21 protein-coding genes, 1 other RNA gene and 3 pseudogenes are annotated in these 25,180 nt (G+C 43.4%); 12 read left to right on the top strand and 13 right to left on the bottom strand.

The features are described from left to right. Nucleotides 1–9: 9 nt before the first annotated feature. From AYY16_RS07205 to AYY16_RS07190, 5 genes are all read right to left on the bottom strand, one after another. Nucleotides 10–1,248 carry a purine-cytosine permease family protein gene (locus AYY16_RS07205; protein WP_235846236.1) on the bottom strand — a complete coding sequence of 413 codons (1,239 nt, stop codon included), beginning with the start codon at nucleotides 1,246–1,248 and terminating at the stop codon, nucleotides 10–12. Between the two features lie 298 nt (nucleotides 1,249–1,546). Continuing rightward, nucleotides 1,547–2,362, bottom strand: a complete 816-nt coding sequence (locus AYY16_RS07200) for a DUF2145 domain-containing protein (protein WP_067363912.1) — start codon at nucleotides 2,360–2,362, stop codon at nucleotides 1,547–1,549. A 1-nt stretch (nucleotide 2,363) separates the two neighbouring features. Beyond that, nucleotides 2,364–2,804, bottom strand: coding sequence for an STM0539 family protein (locus AYY16_RS07195; protein ID WP_067363909.1), 441 nt, complete (start codon nucleotides 2,802–2,804; stop codon nucleotides 2,364–2,366). Nucleotides 2,805–2,816: 12 nt separating this feature from the next. Beyond that, nucleotides 2,817–2,987: a DUF2569 family protein gene (locus AYY16_RS21685; protein WP_354613372.1), complete on the bottom strand. Its 171-nt coding sequence runs from the start codon at nucleotides 2,985–2,987 to the stop codon at nucleotides 2,817–2,819. Between the two features lie 23 nt (nucleotides 2,988–3,010). Continuing rightward, entirely contained in the window at nucleotides 3,011–3,514 is a 504-nt protein-coding gene (locus AYY16_RS07190; RefSeq protein WP_067363906.1) for a GNAT family N-acetyltransferase, read from the bottom strand. A gap of 330 nt (nucleotides 3,515–3,844) precedes the next feature. On the opposite strand from AYY16_RS07190, the gene AYY16_RS07185 reads away from it, so the two are divergent. The 6 genes and pseudogenes from AYY16_RS07185 (at nucleotide 3,845) to AYY16_RS07165 (ending at nucleotide 10,209) form a co-directional block, all read left to right on the top strand. Next, nucleotides 3,845–4,417 (top strand): histidine phosphatase family protein, encoded by a 573-nt coding sequence (locus AYY16_RS07185; RefSeq protein WP_067363903.1) that lies wholly within the window; start codon nucleotides 3,845–3,847, stop codon nucleotides 4,415–4,417. Nucleotides 4,418–5,303: 886 nt separating this feature from the next. After that, nucleotides 5,304–5,852: a fimbrial protein gene (locus AYY16_RS07180; protein WP_067363900.1), complete on the top strand. Its 549-nt coding sequence runs from the start codon at nucleotides 5,304–5,306 to the stop codon at nucleotides 5,850–5,852. Between the two features lie 72 nt (nucleotides 5,853–5,924). Beyond that, complete coding sequence (locus AYY16_RS07175) at nucleotides 5,925–6,380, top strand: fimbrial biogenesis chaperone (protein WP_082970622.1); 456 nt, start codon at nucleotides 5,925–5,927, stop codon at nucleotides 6,378–6,380. Nucleotides 6,381–6,405: 25 nt separating this feature from the next. Then, nucleotides 6,406–6,585, top strand: a pseudogene (locus tag AYY16_RS21680) (fimbrial biogenesis chaperone); the annotation flags it as partial. 59 nt (nucleotides 6,586–6,644) lie between these two features. Further along, the gene (locus AYY16_RS07170; RefSeq protein WP_067363896.1) at nucleotides 6,645–9,203 is read left to right on the top strand and encodes a fimbria/pilus outer membrane usher protein; all 2,559 of its coding nucleotides are present in this window, start codon (nucleotides 6,645–6,647) and stop codon (nucleotides 9,201–9,203) included. Nucleotides 9,204–9,264: 61 nt separating this feature from the next. Beyond that, complete coding sequence (locus AYY16_RS07165; protein WP_067363893.1) at nucleotides 9,265–10,209, top strand: fimbrial protein; 945 nt, start codon at nucleotides 9,265–9,267, stop codon at nucleotides 10,207–10,209. A 74-nt stretch (nucleotides 10,210–10,283) separates the two neighbouring features. Here AYY16_RS07165 and AYY16_RS07160 read toward each other — a convergent pair whose 3' ends face one another. Together AYY16_RS07160 and AYY16_RS07155 are read right to left on the bottom strand one after the other, a co-directional pair. After that, a complete protein-coding gene (locus AYY16_RS07160; RefSeq protein WP_067363890.1) occupies nucleotides 10,284–10,583 on the bottom strand; it encodes an RnfH family protein in 300 nt (99 codons plus the stop codon). Further along, entirely contained in the window at nucleotides 10,576–11,010 is a 435-nt protein-coding gene (locus tag AYY16_RS07155) for a type II toxin-antitoxin system RatA family toxin (protein ID WP_067363887.1), read from the bottom strand. The genes AYY16_RS07160 and AYY16_RS07155 overlap by 8 nt, the downstream gene beginning before the upstream one ends. 335 nt (nucleotides 11,011–11,345) lie before the next feature. On the opposite strand from AYY16_RS07155, the gene smpB reads away from it, so the two are divergent. The 3 genes from smpB to AYY16_RS07140 all read left to right on the top strand — a co-directional run bounded on the left by smpB (nucleotide 11,346) and on the right by AYY16_RS07140 (nucleotide 15,583). Beyond that, a complete protein-coding gene (gene smpB / locus AYY16_RS07150; protein WP_067363885.1) occupies nucleotides 11,346–11,828 on the top strand; it encodes an SsrA-binding protein SmpB in 483 nt (160 codons plus the stop codon). Between the two features lie 48 nt (nucleotides 11,829–11,876). Next, nucleotides 11,877–12,239, top strand: a transfer-messenger RNA (tmRNA) gene (gene ssrA, locus AYY16_RS07145). Nucleotides 12,240–13,567: 1,328 nt separating this feature from the next. Further along, nucleotides 13,568–15,583 carry an autotransporter domain-containing protein gene (locus AYY16_RS07140; protein WP_067363882.1) on the top strand — a complete coding sequence of 672 codons (2,016 nt, stop codon included), beginning with the start codon at nucleotides 13,568–13,570 and terminating at the stop codon, nucleotides 15,581–15,583. A gap of 114 nt (nucleotides 15,584–15,697) precedes the next feature. Here AYY16_RS07140 and AYY16_RS07135 read toward each other — a convergent pair whose 3' ends face one another. The 4 genes and pseudogenes from AYY16_RS07135 to nadK all read right to left on the bottom strand — a co-directional run bounded on the left by AYY16_RS07135 (nucleotide 15,698) and on the right by nadK (nucleotide 20,523). Further along, nucleotides 15,698–16,969, bottom strand: a complete 1,272-nt coding sequence (locus tag AYY16_RS07135) for an MFS transporter (protein WP_067363879.1) — start codon at nucleotides 16,967–16,969, stop codon at nucleotides 15,698–15,700. A gap of 333 nt (nucleotides 16,970–17,302) precedes the next feature. Next, nucleotides 17,303–17,689 (bottom strand): outer membrane protein assembly factor BamE, encoded by a 387-nt coding sequence (bamE, locus tag AYY16_RS07130; RefSeq protein ID WP_067363876.1) that lies wholly within the window; start codon nucleotides 17,687–17,689, stop codon nucleotides 17,303–17,305. A 181-nt stretch (nucleotides 17,690–17,870) separates the two neighbouring features. After that, nucleotides 17,871–19,534 (bottom strand): annotated as a pseudogene (recN, locus tag AYY16_RS07125) (DNA repair protein RecN). A gap of 56 nt (nucleotides 19,535–19,590) precedes the next feature. Continuing rightward, the gene (gene nadK, locus AYY16_RS07120; RefSeq protein WP_067363874.1) at nucleotides 19,591–20,523 is read right to left on the bottom strand and encodes an NAD(+) kinase; all 933 of its coding nucleotides are present in this window, start codon (nucleotides 20,521–20,523) and stop codon (nucleotides 19,591–19,593) included. A gap of 100 nt (nucleotides 20,524–20,623) precedes the next feature. Here nadK and grpE point away from each other — a divergent pair. Continuing rightward, nucleotides 20,624–21,203: pseudogene (grpE, locus tag AYY16_RS07115) on the top strand (nucleotide exchange factor GrpE). 68 nt (nucleotides 21,204–21,271) lie between these two features. On the opposite strand, the gene ung reads toward grpE, so the two are convergent. Continuing rightward, nucleotides 21,272–21,970 (bottom strand): uracil-DNA glycosylase, encoded by a 699-nt coding sequence (gene ung / locus AYY16_RS07110; RefSeq protein WP_067363868.1) that lies wholly within the window; start codon nucleotides 21,968–21,970, stop codon nucleotides 21,272–21,274. Between the two features lie 348 nt (nucleotides 21,971–22,318). Between ung and grcA the strand changes: the two genes are divergently transcribed. Then, nucleotides 22,319–22,702, top strand: a complete 384-nt coding sequence (gene grcA / locus AYY16_RS07105; RefSeq protein ID WP_067363865.1) for an autonomous glycyl radical cofactor GrcA — start codon at nucleotides 22,319–22,321, stop codon at nucleotides 22,700–22,702. 161 nt (nucleotides 22,703–22,863) lie between these two features. Further along, nucleotides 22,864–23,685: a lipase family protein gene (locus AYY16_RS07100; RefSeq protein WP_067363862.1), complete on the top strand. Its 822-nt coding sequence runs from the start codon at nucleotides 22,864–22,866 to the stop codon at nucleotides 23,683–23,685. A 55-nt stretch (nucleotides 23,686–23,740) separates the two neighbouring features. Here the strand turns inward: AYY16_RS07100 and srmB are convergent, their stop codons facing one another. Then, complete coding sequence (srmB, locus tag AYY16_RS07095) at nucleotides 23,741–25,093, bottom strand: ATP-dependent RNA helicase SrmB (RefSeq protein ID WP_067363859.1); 1,353 nt, start codon at nucleotides 25,091–25,093, stop codon at nucleotides 23,741–23,743. Nucleotides 25,094–25,180: the final 87 nt, after the last annotated feature.

Raw genomic sequence — 25,180 nt, 5'->3', positions numbered from 1 at the left:
GGGCGCTTATCACGCCTGCGTAATTGCATTTCGGCTGACTGTTAATCTGGCTGATATCATATTTACATCTGCGGGTGACATAGTAATCAGCCAGCAAAGGACCGGCGAGTGGCGGCGCCATAATGCGAGATAATTAATAAAATCAGCAAAGAATATCTGGTAAAAGCCAATAGCACCCAATACAGTGCCGAGGATCCCGGTTGACAGTATCAGAATGTTTTTATTGACTTTAATACCCACAGAGTCCAGCACCGGGCCGGTATACAGTGAGTTACAGTACAGCTCTGCGTCGTTGGTGGTCCACAGAGACAGTGTCCAGGTGACAACGCCGAGCAGCGCCAGCAGAAAGCTTTTTTCAATCATCCAGGTAACATAGTTCGGCATTCCGACAGTCATCGTGCCGATATACCCGACCACATTGAGCAGCGGATTGGTAAAAATAAAACAGGCGGCTGATCCCCAGAAAACCGCAGAAATACTTTTATTAAAACGGAACAGATCCACACCCATCACGGCACCGGCAATCCAGCTGCCGACAACCATAGTGATCGCCGTTGACAGCATCAGCCCTTCATTGCGGTTGGAATTCTCAATAAAGACAGATAACCCGCCGCCCTCCTGTAACATCGCATAGCCGGTTACCACGGCAATAATCATAATGATCGGCGAAACAGGAATGGCGATAATTTCCAGTCCTTTCATGCCGTGAAGTGAGGTGTAAGTAAATAACAATCCGGCGACCACACAGGAGATAAAAATTTCCAGTGTGATAGGCGCGCCGTTATAGCCGTGTGCGCCCGGATCAAAGACAATTATCCCGCTGGGATTGCCCAGAAACGATCCCCAGATATCGCCGACCATCCCGGTGATCGCGGCAAACCAGCCGAGTGTCAGCAGCCCCATCGCGATCATCGGTAGGTTAGATCCCAGATAACCGTATGAAAAACGACTCAGAAGCGCCAGGCTCAGACCGGTACGCTGTGCCATGACGCCGAGCAGGGAGGTGAGAATAAATAACAATCCCATGCCGATGGCTATTGCCAGCAGCGCCATCGGGAACGACATCCCCGGTCCGCCGTTGGCACCCGCCAGTGCGCCGCCGATAAAAAGTCCGGTGGCGACATAACCAAACCCTATCCACACAAGGATCTGTTTCCAGGTCTCCCGGCGGTGAGTCATGGGTATGGGGGTAAACATAAAATCACTGTCATGCGTTTGCGGCGCATGTGGGGTGTCTTGTTTGCTCATTGTGTTTTTCCTTATCCCGTGTTGTGTTGGCATGTTGCCGGTAAATGTTGCCGGTAAAAATACGGCTGAAATAAAAAATATCGGACTGTTGTTATGTTTTATTATTAGCCCGATAAAGTATTTATTAGCAACTAAATTAATGAAAAATAAAGGAAAAGAAAAATTAATATAATGGATGTGTTATCGGGGAAAGTGACAATATGAGTGAAAAAAAAAGAGGTGCAGGGAAGAAAGTGACGTGGAAACCGCTGCCGTCAGAGTTGACGGCAGCAGGATATAAAATCAGCAGCAGATTGCGTTATTGCTCAGGTAACGGTCTCAGACAGACGGAAGACCCGAAATTACCGTGGTTACATTCGACCCGGAATTTCCCGTAGCGGCTGAGAAACCCCAGCAGGCTGTCACCGGAATTAAAGGTGATAATACCGGTCACCGGTTGACCGTCTGTCGACACATGGGGCATAAAGCTATCTGCCAGCGCCCGTTTTACCAACCCGGCCTCTGCGGAGGAGCCGATATAAAATTCCGATTTCAGCCAGGTCACACCGGCGGGCACGGAATCGACACCCGCAGAACGCGCAGCGGCAAACACCATCAGTATCCAGCCGTTGGAGTTCTGACTGTCTGTCGCAAACGGATGTGCCAGCATATTGTAATCAGGGTTATGCAGCGCTTTGCGCAGCGCCGGGTCACGAAGCACTCTCAGCAACTGCGACTGTAAGGCGGGCGGAAAATGCAGTGTGGCGATGGTGTTCCCGGCAAGGTCATCATCAATAAACTGATACAGACCCTGGATCCACAGCTCAGATTGTGCCGTCCCGCAGGTATTGAGATTGTGATATACCCGCCAGGTCCCGTTTCGTTCTCTTACGGCATATCCGGCATGGGAAAATGTCAGCCCGTACTCACTGAGCGCCTGACCCTGGCGCACCAGCAGAACAACTCTGTCACCCTGTTGTTCCAGCCAGTCATGCAGAACCTTCGCCTGACTGGTACGCAATGCCGCTTCCTGCGGGGTCGGCGGGGTTTTATCCGTACAGTTCTGACTGCCGCTGAATGCCGGGCCGGATATAATGAGCAGGACGGTCAGGATCACTGATTTCAGCAGGCGCATATTATGGCATTTTCTCCTGATGGGTTAATTCACGGTCGTCTTGTGTCACCATGTGGGAAATGACTTTTCCGTCTTTTTTCAGATACGCACCGGCACCTTTTTCCGCAGGCTCAATAGTGAGCTTATCACCGGGTTTTACCGGGTTTTCTTCCAGTTTTTCGGTTGCAACCAACAGAGTGACATCCTCTTTTTTCGCGGTTTTAGCCGTAATAGTGGTCACTTTTTCTTTTTTATTATTTTCCACTGATTCAGCAATCAACTGAGCAGGCAAAATAATAGGGGATAAAATGGCTCCGCTTATCACAACTGAGCTGTAGGCACTACCGGCGCTGCTGAGTACCATAGTCGATAAAGAAGGATTTGTCGGTATATTCCACGCATAGGACGGTAAGGAAATGAATGAAGCTGCACATATCACAGCCGGAAAAATAAACCTGTTCATGCTGTTTCCTTATTAATGAATAAATGTTTTCTTCCCGCGTTCAGAGACCCGGAAATAGGATATCCAAATCATCGCATAAAAAATGGCTTTTATCAGCGGTAAGGTTGTGAGGAACCCGGCAGAAGAGGGGATAAAACCGATAATACCGGCAAAAATGAGCGCTTCGGCAATGATATACCCTATTATAAGCCCGGTAAAAATGCGGATTATTTTGCCTGATTACTTATCCGGCTCATGATAATCGCATCCACATAACGACCATCGCGGAAAGCATAATCGCGGGCAATGCCTTCACGCTGAAAACCAAATTTTTCATACAGCGCCAGTCCATCCGGATTATTAGCAAAAACCTCCAATTCAATACGGCGGATATCCAGCCAGTTATCGCAATAATCAATCATTGCCTGCATCAGCGTACTGCCTATTCCCTGACCACGGTAACTTTTATCAACGGTAATACCAAAACTGACCACATGGCGGCGGCGGGGATTACTGTTTTGATTAATACCCAGCAACCCCACGACAGCACCTTCAACAACGGCAACCAGGCGTGTGGATAACGCTTCATTCTGACTCATGCGCTGCTCCCAGAATTTACGGGAAGAGTAGGGCATCTGAAGTGTATTGGCATAAGAATTAAAATCTTTATGCATTTCGTATAATGCGGCGGCATCTGTTGCTTCTGCCAACCGGACTGTAATCTGGCGCATTGTTATCGTCCTTATATGCGTTCACTATATGCATTTACACATGCGTTATTTTTTTCATTAATCTCATTATTATGTTATCTCTGTCAATGGGACAGCGACCTGCCTGCGTTTAAATAGAAAAAAGATGCTGATATTTTTTCCTGTTAATTGATTTTTTACGGGACAGACCCGCTGATAATGAAAGAGGGCAGAGGATAGCGTGGCGTAACACTCTGACAAACGCCGGAAAATACAGGTCAGATGAAAGTATAAAAAATAATTAAAAAAATTCATGATGAATACGCCGGAAACCATTACACTGACGTTTTCCCGGCTCAGGGGAGTATCACTATGCACTTGCGGGTTATCGCGTCAGCATTACTATTATTGGGTATCAGTCAGATGGCACATTCAGCACAAACTCTGGTTTTTTTGCGGCACGGGGAAAAACCGGATAACGACAGCGGGCAATTAACGGCCAAAGGACTGAACCGGGCACTGGCGCTGCCGGATATCTTACTGAACCGTTACGGACAGCCGGACGCACTGTATGCCGCAGCGCCAAAACAGAGCAAGCTGGGTAATTCCCTGCGCTCACTCCAGACAATAAGCCCTGTGGCTATCCGGGTATCTCTGCCGGTACATCTGGAGTTTCGCGCCAAAGAGACAAAAGAGCTGCGTGATGCGTTACTGGATAAGCAGCACCATAACCAGGTGATTTTTATTGTCTGGGAGCATGACAATCTCGTTAAAGTGGTAAAAGATATTATGAAACAAACCGGAGGCGACCCTGATATTGTTCCTGTGTGGCCGCGTGATGATTTTGATTCTCTCTGGGTACTGAACATTGAACGCCAAAAAGAAAAAACAACGGTAACCTTTACGCAGGAAAATCAGGGATTGAATCATCTCAGTGAAAAATAAACAGACGGAACCCGTGAACTGATTAACATCATTTTCAGATTTTTGTGCGCGCACTGTTTGTTCAGTGAATCTCTTTTTTTAAAGAATGTCACTATGAATAAGTATATTCTATATGAAATTTAACCGGAATATGAATGTATTATGTTGCTGGATAACTCTTAATTAAAATAAGAAAAATAAATTATCGGGAGATAATCTGAGCATAGTATGTGTGTTTATCCAATGTTAATTACCACAATATGTTAATGTTATATGCGGAATTGAATAAATAATATGATGAGTATGTCCGGTTGATATGCCTTAATAAGGCAGTGTCATTTATGATAAACATATATATTAGTCATCCTGAAAATACAGTAATAATGATTATTAAATAAATCTATGTTTTTTTAAATAAACACAGATAGTCTGCAATTGATTGATTTTAAATTATATTTAACCAAGTGTGTTTATTGGTGTCAGTTTTTTTTATATTTTAAAGTTAGATAAAACATAACTTGTTTAAGATAAATCACATTGGATTTTGTTTTTTAATCATATGTTAAATCTGGCAAGGTGTATTTAATGTTAATGTCTTATATGGTGTTTTTACTAAAAATAGCATGAAATTAAAAATATTCTGGATTGAAAAAACAGTAATGATAATATCAACACTGTTAAATCTCTATGGGTGATGGATGTTTTAGGGGTTAGCATAGGTATAGATTATTCTTATAGAAATATTAGCACTACTAAATAAAATAAAAACATCAATAAACGAGAAGAACATTAGCATGCTAATGTTACTTATTATTTCTGCACATAGTTAACAGTTAATTTGCGGCAATCTGCCGAAATTAAAACAGTGTTGTTAAATACTACGGTTATATACTATAAAGGAATTGTTATGAAACTGAAATATGCTGTTTTACCTGCTGCTGTTGCTATGTTATTCAGTGCTGCTGCATCTGCTGCTGATACAGTCGATACTGTACACGACCAGGGTCGTATTTATTTTCTTGGCTCAGTTAAAGCACCTACCTGTGTGGTTAACGACGGACAGAAAAACTTTACTGTGATGTTAGGTGATTTTGAAATATCCAGCTTTCCACAGTCTGACACTCAGGTTCGCGGAAATGAAGCAGTTCAAATTAAACTGACAGAATGTACCGGTCAGTGGGCAAATTTGAGACTGGAAGCGACTGATCGCTATAATGATAGCATGATTAAATTTGCTGAAACCAGTAATAGTGCGAAAGGTCTGGCTCTTGGTTTAAAATCTACAGATGACGCGGCTGCACCATTTATCAAAGTAGACGGTAAAGAAAATAACTGGCAGCCAATCCAGGCAAAAACAGCAACGTATAAATTCTATCCATTTATTTACCAGATAGCTGATATTGTTGAGTCCGGTAAACTCAGAGCACAAGTGTTATATACCATCAGATACAGCTGATCGATATAGATTTTCATAGGGTAGCGAATGCTACCCTATAAATAATAAATGGAGTCATAATGAAATTAGCCAGTGCTTTTACATTTTTTATTTATAAGCATTTTTGTCAATATAAGCTATGCGGGTATATCACTAGGATCAACCCGTGTAGTGATTAGCGACGGGAAAAATGAGGGCAGTATTAATGTTCATAATAAAAATGATTCTAACTATTTGATTCAAAGTTGGGTGTTAGATGAAAGTGAGAAATCAACAGAAGACTTTGTATTGACTCCTCCATTATTTAAACTGAATTCTAATACATCTAATAGCCTGCGGGTTTTATTAGTAAAAGACTTACCGCAAGATAAAGAATCTTTATATTGGCTGAATGTAAAATTTATACCGTCAACAAATAAAAATGATGATGCTAATAAGTTAACATTTGCTATTAATAATCAGGTTAAGATTATTTACAGGCCGAAGTCACTGTCAGGAAATGAAATGGTGGAAGAGTTTAAGAAAATCACTATAAAAAAAATCAGGTGATAATCTTAAATTTACCAATCCAACTAAATACTATATTAGTATCAGTGAGATTTTGGTGGATAAAAAATCATTAATGGCACCAAGTTATATTTCACCAGAGTCAGATGTATTGGTTTCACTGAAAGGAAATAATAGTGTATCAAAGGTAGAGTATACTTTTGTCGATGATTTAGGTAAGTTGAATTTATTTGAAATGAATTTTTAGCATTTTATATAATTTATTTAATATATTTTTCACGACAAGGATAAGTCAGGGAAATTATTATGTTAAGGGCACCGGCCAGAACCGAAATTTATAGTTCAATAATTACTGTTATGTTATTGAACATAAACCAGGCAAAAGCAGATGATTATTTTGATCCTGCATTTGTCACCGACCCGTCAGGTAAAGCGGTATCGATAGATTTATCATCATTTGAACGGGCATCATTTATACCCGGTACTTATCGTGTTGATATTTACCTAAATGAGCAGTATGTAAATTCACAAGACATTTTATTCTTTGGTGATAAAAATACCGGAGAATTACAGCCCTGTTTATCTGATACCCAACTTGCAGGTTATGGAATAAAACCGGAATTCTACTCTCTGCTGGATAAATCCGGAGAGTGTGTGAATATCCGGGATATTCAGGGAGCAAAGGCTACATTTATAGGCGGACAAAACCGTTTATATCTTAATCTGCCACAGATAGCATTCGATCAAAAAGCGCTGGAGGCAAACCAGGAGTCACTCTGGGATGACGGTATTCCTGTTATGTTTACAGATTACAGTATGTCCGGAACTCATCACAATAATACAAAAAATAATGATAAAAGTGATACTCTTTATCTGAATTTACGTTCAGGTGTGAATGTTGGCGCATGGCGATATCGTAACCACAGTACCTGGAATAAATATTCTGACGGAAATTCAAAGTGGGAAAGTCAGCTCAATTATCTTGAGAGACCATTACGAGCAATTAAAAGTAATATTCTTATTGGTGATAATTTTTCGGATTCCGATGTTTTTGATAATGTATCCTTCCGTGGTGTAAAATTATGGTCTGATAATCAAATGAGACCAAATTACTCCAATATTTACGCACCGACTATTACTGGTGTTGCCACGATTGATTCAACTATCGAAGTTTCCCAGAATGGCTATGTGATATATCGTACTAACGTACCTGCCGGCGCGTACGAATTAACTGATGTCTCCCCGTTAAACAACGGGAGCAATTTATATGTTGTACAACGGGGTATAGACGGTAGCGAGAGACGATTTATTATTCCGTTCTCTTCGCTGGATTTTATGCAGCGTAAAGGTACATATAAATACAGTATTACAGCAGGCCAGTACCGCATGAATAATACGTCTTCTTATAATGATGACAGTAGTAGTGGCGATAAAACTAAATTTGTTCAGTCTGATGCTTTCTATGGACTAACGGATAATTCCACATTATTCGGTGGGGTACAGGCGGCATCCCGTTATCAGGCCTATGATATTGGTCTGGGAATGAATATCCCCGTTGTCGGTGCGCTGGCTTCCGATATTATGTTTACCCGTGCCGCTCCTGATTCTGTTGATGATATGAATGGCAGAGCATTCAGGTTACGTTATTCGAAGTCCCTTGAAAATACGGGAACAAATATTAGCTTTGCAAGTTATCGCTATATTAGTGGTGACTATATTACGATGACCGATATGTTTGATTATTATTCAGGAAAAGCGGATACAGAGGCGTATCTGATGCGCAAGGGGCAGATGGATCTGTCTGTTTCGCAGGCATTACCCGGAGACTTTGGTCTGCTGTCGGTATCTGTGTCCCATCAAACATATGATACGTATTATAGTAATCAGGAAAAGAATGTTGAGTCTTACAATATAGGCTATTCCAATACCATAAATACAGTTTCATATAACCTGAATTATTCCTATTATAAAAATACAATTAATAAAGTTAATAATAGAAATGATGATATTGAAAAAAACAGAGAGAATGATCATGTGGTTTCTGTCAGCTTCAGTATTCCATTAGGCGGAGAATATAAAGATAACTGGATAAATTATGGTGCATCTTATAATAAATATGGTGATTTTGATAATTATGTAGGTGTGGGCGGTGTTGCACTGGATAATAACCGGCTATCCTGGAATGTGCAGCAGGGATACGGCAACCGGGATCGTGGTAATTATGGCAGTGTATACGGAAAATATAAAAGCGGATATGGCGATGCTAATGCAGGCTATTCCTATAAAAAAGATAACCGTCAATTATCCTATGGTCTGAATGGCTCCTTCGTTATGAGTCAGTATGGTGCAACGCTATCCCGCCCGTTAGGGGATACAAACGGGTTAATTTATGCGCCGGGAGCTGAAGGTGTACGTATTATTAACAGCTCAGAAGCCAGAACAGACAGCTCCGGTTTGGCCATTATTTCTAATCTTATACCTTACCGTAATAATGTCGTTAATCTTGATACGCGGACATTACCTGAGAATGCGGAAATTGACGCGGCATTAAAGGAAGTATATCCGACCCGTGGTGCGATGGTATTAGTTGATTATGATACCCATCTTGGTGCGAAAATATTAGTGACTCTGTATGACAGTACGGGTAACCAAATACCATTTGGTGCTTATGCGGTAGCTGATAATAAATCAGAACGGTTTTATGTCAGTAATTACGGACGATTATATCTTACAGGTGCAACACAAGCAGATAATGTCCGGGTTTTCTGGGGAGATGACAATCAATATCAATGTCAATTCTCTTATCAGATCGAAGGTAAGCGGAAGATTAACGGACTGTATATTTTTGATGAGATTTGTCAGTGATAATGGCGTGTTTTATGGTGATTAATTTAGTTAAGATAAACTATTTTCTCAGAGAGGGAACATGATTTTAATTAATAAGGGTCGCTGGTTAATCCCGGTAATTATATTATTTTCTATGCCTTCCATAGCAGATTGTGGTAATGGACATATTACTGCAACAGTGACTGAGTCTCATGTTCAGGAACGGGTTGAAGGTGAAATTACTGCGGGTACACTGTTGGTGAGCGATATCCAGCAGGTTGGAAACATTTCCGGTTGTGATAATAATTCACCTGAAGAATTAAGGCTGATTGCCACTCAGCCAAACACTGAAATGTCGCCTACGTTTTTTCAGATGATTAATGGCGCCCCGGCATATTATCTTAACAAGTATTATGCTTATACCATTAAAATGGATGATACTCATGCTTATACTGAAAAGGGTATGTCAATTGCAGCTCAAAAACGTAATGGTATCATCAATCTTCCGCGTGCTTCAGTTTCGGTTTATGCAGCTGTGAATAATCCGCCACCGTTGCGATTATCATCGTCTCAGGTTGGTATTATTAAAAATAATCAACATGAAACAGTGGCGAAATTAAAATTATCTGCCAATATTGATACTGTTGAAACCTGTGTGATTAACAATAAAAATATTGAGTTTGATTTTGGTGAGCTGGATGTTTCTCAGTTTACATCTGCTATAGGAAAAACAAATATACGTGAATCACAGACGATTTTTGTTCAATGTACTAATGAAAAACGGACTAAAAATATATCTATTATATTAAATGGTTCCACGACATCCGGACGAAGTGATAAAGGTATCATTGCTTCAAATAATCCGTCTATCGGTTTTGTATTGTACTATGGTGATAAGCAAATTACAGAGAATACAGATACGTATCTGGGGACAATGCAGAAAACATTTAGTCCGGCGATAACGGCATATATTTATAAATTAACCAGGAATGTTGAGCCGGGAAAATTCTCTGCTATCGCAGAATATACAATTAAATTCAATTAAGTGATTTTATAAAAACCGTATTTTTATCAGGTACGGTTTTTATATTCCGGGTATTTTGAAGTATGAAGAGTATATCAGCTCTCTTTCTTCCGGCGGCTGGCTTCTTCTGCACGCTTTCTGCGCATTTCTTTCGGGTCAGCTGTCAGCGGGCGATATATTTCAATGCGGTCACCGTCATTAACCGTATCGGTTAGTTTTACCGGACGGCTGAAAATACCGACTTTATTTTGTGATAAATCCAGTTCATTACGTAATGCTAAAATACCGGATGCAAGAATACCGGCTTCAACTGTCGATCCTTGCGGGATCTTTACCGGGATCAGAAATTGTTTCTCCGGTAATGCATAACAAACCTCGATAGATATATCAGACACTGTAAACCTCTTTTGCCCTGCGGGTAAATGCCATCACCATATTACCGGCCAGTTCTTTGAAAATACGCCCGAAGGCCAGTTCAACCAGCTTATTAGTAAACTCAAAGTCCAGGCTCAGTTCCACTTTACAGGCATCATCACTCAGAGGGATAAATGACCATCCACCCATAAGCTTACGGAATGGGCCTTCAACTAACTGCATGCTGATGTGCTGATTATTCGTCAGTTGATTACGTGTGACAAATGTCTTACTTATCCCGGCTTTTGACACCTCGACCGCGGCCGTCATTTCATCCGGTTCCCGGCTGAGGATCCGGCTTCCCACACATCCGGGTAAAAATTCCGGATAAGAGTGGACATCATTTACAAGGTTGTACATCTGTTCCACACTGAAAGGCACAAGTGCAGAGCGGTTAATTTGTGGCATAACAAATCCTGCAATAAGAAAGTCAAAAACGGCGACCTGCCGGTGAGGTAATTTTTCGCCTGTTACCCGTCATTATACTGTGCTCTGCCGCTGAGATAAATGGACAATCCTGCGTGGCGTGATGACAGAATGTATCTTAATGACAACAAAGATGTTTACCACAAAAGGGGATAGGGGATTTTCGCAGAAAATGACTTGCGTAATCCCGGTAACGTGTTAAAAACAGCGTATTGGGATAAAAAATCCGAACCGGCGCTTAAAATATCATCATTTATCTTACGACGGATAAATAAGCAATTTATTTCATGTGCGCATAACGTATAATAGCGACCATTATGACAAAGAAAAAAGCTCACAAACCAGGCTCTGCCACCATTGCGCTCAATAAACGCGCCCGCCACGACTACTTTATCGAAGAAGAGATGGAAGCGGGTCTGGCGCTGCAAGGTTGGGAGGTCAAATCCTTACGTGCAGGTAAAGCGAACCTCGGCGATAGTTACGTGATCCTGCGTGACGGCGAGGCTTACCTGTTTGGTGCAAACTTTACGCCGCTCAGTGTGGCGTCATCTCACGTTGTCTGCGATCCGACGCGGACACGTAAGTTACTGCTGAACAAACGGGAACTCGATACCTTGTTCGGTAAAGTTAATCGGGACGGACACACCGTCATCGCATTGTCGCTCTACTGGAAAAATGCCTGGTGCAAAGTCAAAATCGGCATTGCCAAAGGTAAGAAAGAGCATGACAAGCGCGATGACATCAGAGATCGTGAGTGGAAAGTAGACAAAGCAAGAATTATGAAGCATGCCGGCCGTTAAGTACTGGTATTCTTCACTAATTTTCTGATATACTCTGTTCAACAACTTGGGGCTGATTCTGGATTCGACGGGATTTGCGAAACCCAAGGTGCATGCCGTGGGGCGGTTTGCCACGATAAAAGCCGCAAAAAAATAGTCGCAAACGACGAAAACTACGCTTTAGCAGCTTAATAACCTGCAGGAAGCCCTCTCTCCCTAGCCTCCGCTCTTAGGACGGGGATCAAGAGAGGTCAAAACCAAAAGAGATCGTGTGGACTTCCTGCCCGGGGAGAAAGCATTAAAACTAATCGGGCTAGTTTGTTAGTGGCGTGTTTGTCCGCAGCTGGCAGGCGAATGTAAAGATAAACTAAGCATGTAGTACCGACGGTGTAGTAATTTCGGACGGGGGTTCAAATCCCCCCAGCTCCACCAAAAATTCTTTGTTGACGGTCACCAGAGCCCGATACGGAGTCCTGAAAGCCCACATGGCGCAAGCCTGTGGGCTTTTTTGTGTGTGTAATTTGTCCTGTGAAGTCTGAATTTACCTAATTAAACCCGAACTTTTTAGGTACCTTGTGAAGCTTTATTGGGGGAAGTGGGCAGTGCCACCGTAGATGAAATGGATGTTTGCATAGGCTTTATCTGCACTACAGATTCAGTCTCGTGCACTGACACAGGAATAATGGGTAAAACAATGTAGTGTGATGGTACTTCACCATCATTAAGCATCTTATGCTGCAACCTTTCTTTTCCCGACCTGGCAGGCAAGATAAATCTGTATTTTTGGTTATTCCTATTTATGTGTTTAGTACTGATAGTTAAGTTTTATTATCGGAACGCTTGCTTTAAATATAATTTCCTCTCATATAAATCAGATATTTTAATTATTTAATGTTTGATATGTTTTTTATTTGGTCACAATACAATCATTAGTATTTTATGCAATCTACAATATATTAATATGTACAGTGACGTGACTATTACCGATGTGATCAGTTTTTTACGTAAATGTCTTGGTATTGGAATAAATATATCATTATCCTATTTTATTGAAAGTAAAGATAATTAATGGCTATATCAGTTTTTAACGCTTGAGAAAATAAAGTATAAAGTTCAGCTTGGCTTCTTCGTTTAAGTATAAAGATTTATCTTTCATTCTCAGTAAAACAATTTAAAATCAATAATAATTACTAAGTTAAAACCAACTTCTTACCAGAAAGTATAATAAGTTATGAAGCTAAATATTTGATAGTTAAAACATATGCCAAGCGTTATTCAAGATGCAGGAAGGCGGGCTGAATGCAACCGATGAACCTGCGGTTTGAATGAATAAGGGTATAGAGTAAAAATACTCAAATCATCGATTGTATTGCTACGGCTATTAATAAGGCGTCAGGATATTAAGGTGATTTGGTAAAATCAGAACATCCATCTATTAAATTTAAAGTTAGTTACTTTTAAATTTAACTACGCGTGCCAGTAAATAAATATGATATATACAATTGTATTTCATTAATGTTATCAGATTAATGAATAACATTCAGAATAACAGGAATAATGCATCCTGTAGAGTATGTTATATATAAATAGAGGGTTGTTAATAAATATAGAACATAAAGTTAGATTGTTATGGTTATTTATAACAATGTCAATCCGGAGTGATTGTCTGATTGTATAAAGCCTAATTAATAAAATAAACCAAATTAACATTAAGTCTGATTATAAAATTCAGATTAAATCATCAATTAAAGGATTAATTCATGAGAAACAAACTTCTCTGTTGTACCGCCGTAGCATTTATATTATCAGGATCTAATGTATTTGCCTTTGATAACTTTACTGTAATCGGAGACAGTATGAGTGACGGAGGGAACAGAGGTAATGACAGCAGATATTTAGCCGGTTCTTACAGTAAATTATATAATGAAGTTTTATCCGAATATTATGTAGGTAAAGCATTGATACCTTCTAATTTTGGTGGTGAAAATTATGCTGAGGGTGGTGCAACGGCGGACAAACTGTCTCTGCCAACGATACGTACCAGCGACCAGCAGATCGATTTTTATCTGAGCCGAAATGGCGGGCGTGCCAATAAAAATGGACTATATGTTTTATGGATTGGTGCTAATGATATATCTCATAACGTCCTTAGCGCAGTAAAAGGTTTTGACTTACATGGTTTACTCCATAAAGGTAATGAATATTTAATTTCTCCGTCAGCAGATCTTGCTGTCGCCAGTGCAAAAAAACTATTAGATTCCGGTGCCGGATATGTTGTTGTACCCAGTATTCCTAAAGCCGGGTTGACCCCATGGACATCGGTGTCAATTTTTAGTTTTATGGAAGATGCTCTCGGTGATAAGTTTGATTCTCAGCGGTTATACAAAGAAATGAATGATGAGCTGAAAAACAAAGGTGAGATAAGCAATGAAAAGCAGCGCCAGGAATATATCGTTGATGCATTTAAAACGGTGCTGGATAAAAATGGTGTACCTGTTCCTCATTCTATAGTTAAGCTTTATCAGAAGATTATAACCGATACTGAAAACAGAATTACATCACAGTTTAACTATAGTGTAGATAAGGGATTGGCTAAATTAAATGGCAATATAATACGCGCTGACGTTGAAAAGCTGTTTGATGAAATCATTTTCTCAGGAAAAGAATATGGATTTGATGATGTACTGGTTCCGGTTTGTCAAATAGGTATCCGTTCTTTCCACTGTAAAGAAGGTGTTGAAACCTTCCATGACGATAAAGTGTATTTATTTTCAGATTGGTTCCATCCCAGCAATGAAGGGCATGCTGTTATTGCACAGTATATAGCGTCTGTTATTGATGCGCCTTATTATGCAACAAGCCTGTCTAAATCGCTGGAAAACGTCAATTATACTCATCGTCTGTTTCTTGACGGACAACTACAAAGTTTACGTAAAAATCTGAGTGATAATAAATTTAATGTATTTGGTGGTTATAGCGGCAGATATAAATCCTCACAAGGCAATCAATTCGATTTAGACGGCAAAGATACCAATAATGATCTGAATCTTGGTTTTTCTGTACGCACATCGCCGATGTTAGCTTATGGTGGGATGGTCAGTATTTCTGACGGAAACTTTAAAGTAAACGATCAATATCAGTATGATTATAACGGTAAAGTTGTATCACTGTTTATGCAGGTATCTGCTGAAAATGGCCTTTGGGGTAATATCAATACCAGCTATGGCGATATGAAACTGGATGATATTGAGCGTAAAATTCAGTTAGGTAAAGCGACCCGTAAAGAAAAAGGTAAAACGGATGCCAGCAGCTTTGGTTTAGCCGTGAACGCGGGTTATGACTATAGCATTACTGAGAATATAACTACCGGTCCGGTCATTGGTTACCAGTATGATAAATTCAAAGTAGATGGCTACCGTGAAAACTCGGATACCAGTACGGCTATGCATTTTGGCTCTCAGAATCAGGAGCGGAATATCGTGAGCGGAGGGTGGGGCATCAGTACGCAGTCATTGCCGGTAAACCCTTATTTTGAAATAAAATATAATCACAATTTAAGCGACAAGCCAGTGAGTGTTAAAGGTGCGGTTAACAGTACGGATACGTCATTTACCCGTACAGGTGCTGAATCAAAGGATAGCTGGGTGTCTGCAAAATTAGGTGCTTCAGCCGCATTGACGGATAATCTGAACGTGTTTGGGGTGGTTAATTACAACCAGGAAAGCAACCATAGTAACTCGGTTAATTACTCTGTTGGTCTTAATTATTCGTTCTGATTTTGAGTCTGGTACAGAGGGCATCTGACCAGCGGTCACTATCTCTGTACAGTACAGATATTAATACAGAAATGAAACTCAGGGATGGCTGTTAAACAGCCATCCCTGAATTATTTAAACATAAAATTTCACTGACTTCCTGCCCAGACAGAAACTGATAAACAGACCGAGGGCGCAGAGGAATAATATGTAGTAGGCGATAAACATCGGGTTTACGTGTTCGGCGATGACCGGGACGGTAAAGGTGGTCAGCCCGGCAAAGAGGGCGTTGCCGATATTGTAGGAAAACCCGATGCCGCTTAAACGGATATTTGCCGGGAACAGCTTGATAATAATGATAGGTACACAGGCGACTAAGCCTAAGAACAGGGCGGCAAATGAATATAAGAAGCCGATAGTCATGTGATCGCCGCTACTTAATGAGCTAAAGAACGCATAACTGGTGCCCGCCAGAAGCAAACTGTAAAGAACAACCGTTTTTCGTACTCCGGCACGGTCCGCAATAATACCAGCGATAATATTACCTATCACATTCATTATTGTTGCCAGGATGGCGATTTTACTGACAAATTCAGGGTCTATTTTAAAAATATCTGATTTCATCAGGTTCGGTGCGAGTATGACTAACACCACGCCGGTGGTCAGCAGCCAGGTGGTTAAAATAGAAATTAGTGTTGCGCCCCGGAAGTTCTTTAATACTTCTTTTATCGGAAGGTCGACCAGTTCTTTGCGTTTTTTCATTTCCAGGAATACAGGTGTTTCGCGCAGATAACGACGCAAATAGACAGCCATGAGTCCTAATACACCGCCGCAGATAAACGGGTAGCGCCATGCAAAGCTTAAAATCTCATCATGGCTGTAATTCATATAAATAATGTATGCTGCGAAGTGACCAATAACCACGCCAAATGTCAGACCGCTGGCGATCATGCTGTTTGCCAGACCCATGCGGTTGTGCGGGACATGCTCTGTGACAAAAACGTGTGCGCTCGGGACTTCACCACCTAATGCTATTCCCTGTAACAGACGCATGATAAGCAACAGCACCGGCGCGACATAGCCAATTTGTTCGTAGGTAGGCAGTAAGCCGATTAACAGTGTCGGGATAGCCATCAGGAAAAGTGACAGCATGAACATTCTTTTCCGACCAATAATGTCGCCGAAATGGGCCATTACCACGCCACTCAGCGGGCGTACGAAATACGCTACCGCGTAGGTCAGATAGGTCATAATGCTCGAAAGCAGCGGCGAGTCACCCGGGAAAAAGAGTATCTGTAAAAAGGGCGCAAAGGTGAGAAAGACAATAAAGTCATAAAATTCCAGTGCACCACCCAGAGACGCCAGTGTCAGCGTTTTCCCGTCCTGAAGTCTTAACCGATTAGACATGCTGTTAACCTTACTTATCAAACATGTGTGAATACGAAATATTCGTGAATACTAGCATGATAATATCTGCCAGTTGAATTTTTATGAAAAGTTAATTATATTAATGACTTATAACCGCATAATTAGTATGGTAACAAGTGTTGGACGATATCACTGTTTGTTTTGTTGTCTGTTGATTAACTGCTTATCTGTCAGCCTGTTTCTCAACCGGAAGTGCTGCCAATCGACTGATTGAATGACGTTGGGTATAAAATAAAAAAACCGCTGACACAATACCTGCATCAGCGGTTTTTTACAGTTCACCATACGTCAGACGTGCATGATAATGATGAATTAGTCTTTTACGGTCTCACTTGCGATTTCGCTTGTGGTTTCATCCCCGTTATCAGGTTTGTAATCCGTATTCTTGATTTCAGTCAGCTTGCCGGCGGCATCGAAGCTGAGTGTCAGTGTTTCTTGTTTTACTTTCTGGTGACCCGGCTCACGGCGGAAAACATAGTGCCATGTTTGCGTTCCGAACGGATCACGTAACATCGGCGTACCAAGAGTATAGGCAACTTGCTGCTGAGTCATTCCTGTCTGGATTTTCGCTACATCTGCTGGTGTGAGATAGTTCCCCTGGTTGATATCAGGGCGGTAGACCACACGCTCCAGAGTGGAACATCCGGCAGTTAACAGCAACAGAGATGTCGTTGCGGCAATCAGCAATTTACAACGCATGGTGATTTCATTCCTTTAGGATTCATGGTGACGATGATAATCGACAATAACTAAATTGAAAACCTTTATACCCTTATTCATTCAAACTGCAGGTTCGTTGGCTACATCTTTAATGACGTTGGGTATACATTTTTCTATGACCATAGGATCGCATAAAAGTTGAATGAAATCTGTCAGATTGTTACGCCGCCAGTAATTCTTTTGCACTCGCCAGTGTATTTTTTTGTGACTTCGGTACCTGCCAGCAACCGGGCAAGTTCCTGTACCCGTGATTTTTTTGTCAAGTAACTGCATTGCGGTTTCTGTTTCTGTGCCGTTGGTGTGTTTGCTGACAAAATAGTGCTGATGCCCGCAACCGGCGACCTGTGGTAAATGTGTCACACACATTACTTGTGTGGACTCACCCAGTTCACGAAGCAGTTTTCCTACGATAGTTGCAGTCGGGCCGCTGATCCCGACATCGACTTCATCAAAAATCAGTGCAGGGGTATCCATTTTCTTCGCAGTGATCACCTGGATTGCCAGAGCAATACGGGATAATTCCCCGCCAGAAGCGACTTTAACCAATGCCTGATGTGGCTGGCCCGGGTTGGTGGTGACGTTAAATTCAATTTTGCTGGCACCATCCATATTAAGCTGATCTGGCGTAAAGCTGATATCAACAGTAAAGCGCCCGTGAGGCATCGACAGGTGGTGCATACTTTGTGTGATCAGTTCGCCCAGTTCAGCGGCGTAGTGCTCTCTGACCATATGCAGTTGCTGTGCGATAGTCAGTGCCTGCTGATAGCACTGCTCTACCTGCTGACTCAGTTCTTCACTGTGATGCTCACTTTCCTGCTGCATCTGTTGCTCTTCCTGTAACTGCATATAGAGCACATAAAGCTCTTCCGGCGGCGTGTGATGTTTACGGCTAAGGCTGATATAACGTGAAAGGCGTTGCTCCAGTTCGTAAAGGCGGTTGGGGTCAAGATCGACCTGGTCACGGTAATGGCGCACTTCGTTAGTGACTTCATCAACCTGAATTGCGGCTTCTTCCAGCATGGTCAGTAAAGGTGACAGGCTTTCATCCAGTGAAATCAGTTCGCTGAGTTCATTTCTGGCATGGTTGAGCATACTGAGAATATTGCGTTCATCATTTTCACTGAGAATATTTAATGTTTCCTGACTCAGGCTCAGAAACTGACCTGAATTTGCCTGTCGTTTATATTCCGCATCAATCTCAGGAAATTCTCCTTCGAGTGGTTCAAATTCACTGAGTTCTCTCAGATGATAATCAACAAGCTGCTGACGGGCTTCCCGCTCCAGCGACTGCTGCTGATAACCCGCCAGTACCCGGCAGGCATCATGCCACAGTTGCCAGGCTTTTTTCATTTCACCTAACAGCAGCCCCTGGTTTGCGTATGTGTCCAGTAACACTTTCTGGTGGCTGCTCTCAAGGAGATGCTGGTGAGCATGCTGACCGTGAATTTGAATAAGCAAAGTACCCAGTTCCCGTAACTGGGAAAGGGGAACTGCGGTGCCATTAATAAACCCGCGGGAACGTCCGTCACTGTTGATTGTCCGGCGCAGCAGACACTCGTGGTTATCATCAAGCTGGTGTTCTTCCAGCCAGAGACGGGCGGCGGGGGTATCTTTCAGGGAGAAGCGGGCGCAGATATCTGCGCGGTTTGCACCGGGGCGCACCATATTGGCATCAGCACGGTTGCCGAGGCACAGCCCCAGGGCATCAATGGCGATGGATTTACCGGCACCGGTTTCGCCGGTAATGGCTGACATTCCTGCGCGGAAGTCGATTTCTAATTCGCGGACAATGGCAAATTGGCTGATAGTGAGCTGAGTTAACATTCCGCCTCTCCTGTTGATATAACCATATCTGTATTTATGTACAGTATAATCAGGTTTTATATCCCGTAAAGAGGCGGAGTGAAAAAAATCAGAACATTTTTTTTAGACCAGCCTAATTTTGTGCTTAACGTATTGAAATAGTTGTAATCAATCGGATGTATTAAATCGAGCGTTTTATGACTGCGTTTGATTCTGACAATATCGCCTTCCTGTATCGGCAGGGCAATCTGGCTGTCACAACTGACTTCGTAGTCAATATTTGTCTGCGGAAATTTCAGTGTGATGGTGCTGTTGCTGCTGATGACCAGCGGGCGCGAGGAGAGCGTATGCGGGAACATCGGCACCAGTGCAATGGCATCAAGGTCAGGTGTCAGTATCGGACCACCGGCAGAAAGAGAATAGGCGGTGGAGCCGGTCGGTGTGGTGATAATCAGTCCGTCAGAACGCTGTGAAAATGCAAAGCGTTCATCAATATAGACCTCAAAATCAATCATATGTGCAACTTTTCCCGGATGCAGAACAACTTCATTCAGGGCGGTGCTGCGCCGCAGTTTTCCGTCGGCGCTGACAACACCGGCATCCAGCAAAAAGCGTTTTTCGACGTGATACTCACCGGTCAGCACGCGGTCAAGCTGTTGAAGGGCATTATCCGGCGCGAGATCGGTGAGAAATCCGAGATTTCCCCGGTTTACGCCGATCACATCCGCGCCGTAGCGTGATAATACGCGGGCAGCGCCCAGCATGTTGCCATCACCGCCGACAACAATGACCAGATCCGCTTCCTGCCCGATATCCGGTAATGAGCCGGTTTCGGCGTCCGTTAACCGCATTTCGGCGGCGACATCACTTTCAACAAGAACACGCAGACCTTTTTTCATCAGCCAGTGATAGAGTTGTTCATGTGTTGCCAGTGCTTCCGGGTGGCGCGGGTGGCCGACAATCCCGATACAGCGGAATACTTTATTTTTTGCCGGGCTGTCCGTCAGCATGTGCATTTTCCCCTCACTTAGTCGCCGTTCCCTTGAATCTTTGAGTTTGATCCCCATAATAAACAAGAATCAGGATTATTGCGAAATACGCGGAGATTTTATGAGTAGTCACGAACAAAAAAACACACGAAGAACCTGTTGTCGAAGCAGCAGACACCCTGAATGCCGGGCAGGAACAGGCAGCAGGCGCAGAAATTGACCACGCGGCAGAGGCGGCGGGTCGTATTGCGGAACTGGAGCATGAGCTGGAAGAGTCCCGTAAAACGGAACGTGAAGCAATGCTGCGGGCGAAGGCGGAGATTGAAAATAACCGTCGCCGTATGGAGCTGGACATTGAAAAAGCGCATAAATTTGCATTAGAGCGTTTTTCTAATGAACTGTTGCCGGTGATTGATAACCTGGAACGCGCGCTGGAAGCCGTCAATCCGGAAGATGAAGCGCAGAAAAGTATGCTCGAAGGTCTTGAGCTGACGCTGAAATCATTCCTGGATGCCGTGAAAAAATTCGGTATTGATGTGGTTGCCGAGACAAAAGTGCCGTTCAATCCGGATGTGCATCAGGCTATCAGCATGGTTGAGGCCGAAGGGCATGAGCCGAACCAGATAGTGAATGTGTTGCAGAAAGGCTACACCCTGAGCGGACGTCTGTTGCGTCCGGCGATGGTGATTGTGTCTAAATAAGCAGAGATTTTCTGCATACGCAACGCAATGCCGCCTTTATAGTATAGGGCGGCATTTTTGTCTCTGTTTTATACGCCCGGCTGTAATTCTGCGGGGATAGCCGGCTGCCAGTCGATTGGCGTCTGCCCGCGTGCCTGTAACAATGCATTTGTCTGCGAAAAATGGTGGCAGCCCAGAAAACCACGGTGTGCGGAGAGCGGAGAAGGGTGCGGTGCTTTCAGAATGACATGTTTATTCTGATCAATGTGCTGACCTTTGCGCTGTGCATGCGCGCCCCAGAGCAGAAAAATAACACCGCTGCAATTTTCATTAATTGCGGCGATAACATTATCTGTGAAGGTTTCCCAGCCCAGTTTTGCGTGGGAATGTGCCTGACCGCGTTCGACCGTTAATACGGTATTGAGCAGCAGTACGCCCTGTTGCGCCCAGCTGACGAGACAGCCGTGGTCAGGTCGCGTAAAACCGGGAATATCCGTTTCCAGCTCTTTATACATATTAACGAGTGACGGAGGCGGCTTAATACCGGGCAATACGGAAAAAGAGAGACCGTGAGCCTGGTCAGGACCGTGGTAAGGATCTTGTCCCAACATCACAACACGGACATCTTTCAGTTCTGTATAACGGAAGGCATTAAAGATATCTTTTTGCTCTGGATAAATGGTCTTACCAATTTCTCTTTCGTGGGCAACGGTATTTAGTGTATCAATAAAATAGGACTGTGTTTTTTCCCGTCCGATGACGTCATGCCAGGTAAGTGAAGTGGGCATTGTGTTGTTATCCTTCATTAATAACAAAATTCGGAGTCCAGCTTACCTGACTTGTCGGGTCTTGGGAAAGCAGAAGACAATATTTGCCGGATAGTTTCACAGTAACCGGTGATGTTTAAAAAAAATAGTGTATTTTTTTACAAAAAAAAAGTAAATTCACCTGACAGGCATTTTTGATTTAAAACAGGCTTTTACGGGCGGAGTGATAAATATGTGTGATTTTTATTGATATATATCAAAGAATCGACCTGATTTTCTTGGTATATAATACCCATAGACATTGGTTAGACCAATTTCCACTTTAAATGACAATCGATAAATTGATATCGAACCAACCCGGAGGTCACTATGATTACTGGTATCCAAATTACTAAATCTGACAATGCTGCACTGCTGAACTCTTTCTGGCTGCTGGATGACAGCAAAGATGAAGCCCGTTGCATCTGTGCCAAAGAAAAATATGCAGACGGTGATGTTGTTTCCCGTGCGGAATTAGGCCCTTTTGAGTATCGTGAAGTTAATCTTCAGGCTCAGCCGACCGTTCGCGTTGAAGGTGGTCAGCATCTGAACGTTAACGTTCTGCGCCGTGAAACACTGCAGGATGCGGTTGATCATCCTGAAAAATACCCGCAGTTAACTATCCGTGTTTCTGGTTATGCAGTGCGTTTTAACTCACTGACTCCTGAACAGCAGCGCGATGTTATTGCCCGTACTTTTACAGCAAGCCTGTAATTGTACCTGTAACTACCGTTATGTTAAAAACCACGCTTCGGCGTGGTTTTTTTTTATCTTGATATTGATGGATTTTATATAACAGACTAATAAATAATAATATTGTTGTCTTTCACCGGATCAGATGAAGTAGCGCCTTATGTATCTGAGGAGGCGTATTTATGTTAATTGAGCACTATTTTTCACAGTTACTGACCTTTTCATCCACACCGCAGTGCCAGTCGCTTTTTCAACAGCAGCATATCCATCTTGAAAAAAGTATCCTGCCGCTTTATCCCGGGGATAAAAATACTGCGTTTCCGGATGACATTACCCTTGCCCGTCTGTGTGCTGACAGCTACAACCCCGGCAAACACCCTATAGCAGACGTTACCCGCGCCGATAAGCAGACGCTGGCACGCCTTTCTCTGACACCGGCACAGTTAAGAACTCCGTCAGGTCTGCAAAGTATGGTTTATCACTATCAGGATACCGGGATTCTGGCGTTTGCCGGCAGTAATGATATGGCGGATATGATGACGAATATCCGCCAGGGGCAGGGGCTGCCTTCCCGTCAATACCATGAGGCAACCGCGTTGGCATCACATCTGCTCTCTCAGTCTTCTTATCCCTGGTTGTTTATTGGTCATTCTCTCGGCGGCGGGCTGGCATCATTGTGTGCGGTGGTACTACAGCGACCGGCGGTTATTTTCAATGCCGCAGGTCTGGCAGAAAATACCCTGGTGCGTGAAGGTTTGTCCTTGCAGACTGCGCAACAGCACGGCGCATCGCTTATCCGCCATTATGTGCTGGAGCATGACTGGCTGACTCATATTCAGGACGGGCTGGATATTCCCAAAGCGCTGGGGCGGCGGATAGCGCTGGATTATTATCCGCAGCAGACCGCGCATTCTGTTCTGCAGAAACTGATCCTGGGGGTGAAAGCGCACATGCTGACGCAGGTTGTCACAGCAATGGAAAACAAACCGGAGCGTTTATTATAAAAATAAAAAAACGGACTCAGGAGTCCGTTTTTCGGGGCAGGATACCGGTTACCGGCTATTCCTGTGGTTTTTGAGTTACCGGTGCTTCAACTACCGTGCCATCTTCAATTGGCTTGCGGCGTTTTCCGATATTTTTAGTCACGCGGTGGCGGACTTTGGTTTTTTTCTTCTGATCGTTTTCTGCCGCTTTTTTCTCTTTGCGTTTGGCGAGCACTTTTTTCGATGGTTTATATGACGCATTTTCAGACGGCGCACGGGACTTCGGTCGCAATTCATCAATTACGCGGATTTTCACCGGCTCATCGATGTAACGGATGATTTTTCCGAGCAGCGGCTGGTCATGGGATTCAACCAGTGAAATCGCAATGCCTTTACGTCCGGCACGGGCAGTACGCCCGATACGGTGCAGATAAACGTCTGCGGTAAGCGGTAAGTCAAAGTTAAACACATGACTGATGTCATCAATATCGATCCCGCGGGAGGCGACATCGGTGGCAACCAATACGGTGGTCGGACCCGGCTCGGTCATGCGGCGGATAGCTTCGGTTCGTTTGACCTGTACCATTTCCCCTTCAAGATAACAGGAGATAATGTCCTGGCTGCGAAGCCAGTCTGACAGCTCGCGCACGCGTTCACGTTTGCGGACAAACACAATCGATTTAGTGACTTCAGGCTGTTTCAGCAGGTGAACAAGCAGCGCTTTTTTGTGCTCTAGATCGTCAGCGCGCAGATAAAACTGCTGGATTTTTTTCCGTTCGCGGCGGGAAGGATCGGTTTCTATTTCAACCGGCTCATTTAAGATCCGCTTGGCGAAATCGCGGATGGCATCGCCTTCCAGCGTAGCGGAGAACAGCATAGTCTGTTTCCGCCAGCGGGTTTCACCGGCAATCGTTTCAATGTCGTTGGCGAATCCCATATCCAGCATACGGTCTGCTTCATCAAGGATCAGAATTTCGACTGAGCGGCAGTCAAAGTTTTCTTCTTTAATGTATTGCAGCAGGCGGCCGGTGGTGGCGACGACGATATCCTGGTTCTCGCTGAAGACTTCAGCGTGATTCATGTAAGCTACGCCGCCGGTAATGGTGGCAATGTCGTGGTGTGTGTATTTACACAGTTGTCTTGCCTGATCAGCGACCTGTGTTGCCAGCTCACGGGTAGGGGTCAGGATCAGCACACGCGGCGTCCCGGATTTTTTACGCGGGAAGTCGAGCAGGTGCTGGATCACCGGCAGCAGATAAGCGGCAGTTTTGCCGGTGCCGGTCGGGGCTGAACCCAGAATATCACGATTATCCAGCGCAGCCGGAATGGTGGCTTCCTGGATGGCAGTCGGGCGCTCAAAGCCCTTTTCATTCAGTGCGCGTATCAGCGAATCGTCAAGTTCGAGTTCAGAAAAAGTGATTGCAGTCATTATATACCTCTGTTTGGACCGCTGATTATAGACGGCTTGGGCAGGATCTTCATTAAAAATAGTTCTGTGCACGCCGGACTTTCTTCC

Source organism: Morganella psychrotolerans, from assembly GCF_001676155.1.
Classification (GTDB): domain Bacteria; phylum Pseudomonadota; class Gammaproteobacteria; order Enterobacterales; family Enterobacteriaceae; genus Morganella; species Morganella psychrotolerans.
Note: the sequence above shows the minus strand (reverse complement) of the source record. Positions and strands in the feature narration are given on the sequence as shown.

What these genes read in the sequence shown, in the direction of transcription:
- AYY16_RS07205 (WP_235846236.1), bottom strand. Translation starts at nt 1,248, where the DNA reads ATGAGCAAACAAGACACCCCACATGCGCCGCAAACGCATGACAGTGAT.
- AYY16_RS07200 (WP_067363912.1), bottom strand. Translation starts at nt 2,362, where the DNA reads ATGCGCCTGCTGAAATCAGTGATCCTGACCGTCCTGCTCATTATATCC.
- AYY16_RS07195 (WP_067363909.1), bottom strand. Translation starts at nt 2,804, where the DNA reads ATGAACAGGTTTATTTTTCCGGCTGTGATATGTGCAGCTTCATTCATT.
- AYY16_RS07190 (WP_067363906.1), bottom strand. Translation starts at nt 3,514, where the DNA reads ATGCGCCAGATTACAGTCCGGTTGGCAGAAGCAACAGATGCCGCCGCA.
- AYY16_RS07185 (WP_067363903.1), top strand. Translation starts at nt 3,845, where the DNA reads ATGCACTTGCGGGTTATCGCGTCAGCATTACTATTATTGGGTATCAGT.
- AYY16_RS07180 (WP_067363900.1), top strand. Translation starts at nt 5,304, where the DNA reads ATGAAACTGAAATATGCTGTTTTACCTGCTGCTGTTGCTATGTTATTC.
- AYY16_RS07170 (WP_067363896.1), top strand. Translation starts at nt 6,645, where the DNA reads ATGTTAAGGGCACCGGCCAGAACCGAAATTTATAGTTCAATAATTACT.
- AYY16_RS07165 (WP_067363893.1), top strand. Translation starts at nt 9,265, where the DNA reads ATGATTTTAATTAATAAGGGTCGCTGGTTAATCCCGGTAATTATATTA.
- AYY16_RS07155 (WP_067363887.1), bottom strand. Translation starts at nt 11,010, where the DNA reads ATGCCACAAATTAACCGCTCTGCACTTGTGCCTTTCAGTGTGGAACAG.
- smpB (WP_067363885.1), top strand. Translation starts at nt 11,346, where the DNA reads ATGACAAAGAAAAAAGCTCACAAACCAGGCTCTGCCACCATTGCGCTC.
- AYY16_RS07140 (WP_067363882.1), top strand. Translation starts at nt 13,568, where the DNA reads ATGAGAAACAAACTTCTCTGTTGTACCGCCGTAGCATTTATATTATCA.
- AYY16_RS07135 (WP_067363879.1), bottom strand. Translation starts at nt 16,969, where the DNA reads ATGTCTAATCGGTTAAGACTTCAGGACGGGAAAACGCTGACACTGGCG.
- bamE (WP_067363876.1), bottom strand. Translation starts at nt 17,689, where the DNA reads ATGCGTTGTAAATTGCTGATTGCCGCAACGACATCTCTGTTGCTGTTA.
- nadK (WP_067363874.1), bottom strand. Translation starts at nt 20,523, where the DNA reads ATGCTGACGGACAGCCCGGCAAAAAATAAAGTATTCCGCTGTATCGGG.
- ung (WP_067363868.1), bottom strand. Translation starts at nt 21,970, where the DNA reads ATGCCCACTTCACTTACCTGGCATGACGTCATCGGACGGGAAAAAACA.
- grcA (WP_067363865.1), top strand. Translation starts at nt 22,319, where the DNA reads ATGATTACTGGTATCCAAATTACTAAATCTGACAATGCTGCACTGCTG.
- AYY16_RS07100 (WP_067363862.1), top strand. Translation starts at nt 22,864, where the DNA reads ATGTTAATTGAGCACTATTTTTCACAGTTACTGACCTTTTCATCCACA.
- srmB (WP_067363859.1), bottom strand. Translation starts at nt 25,093, where the DNA reads ATGACTGCAATCACTTTTTCTGAACTCGAACTTGACGATTCGCTGATA.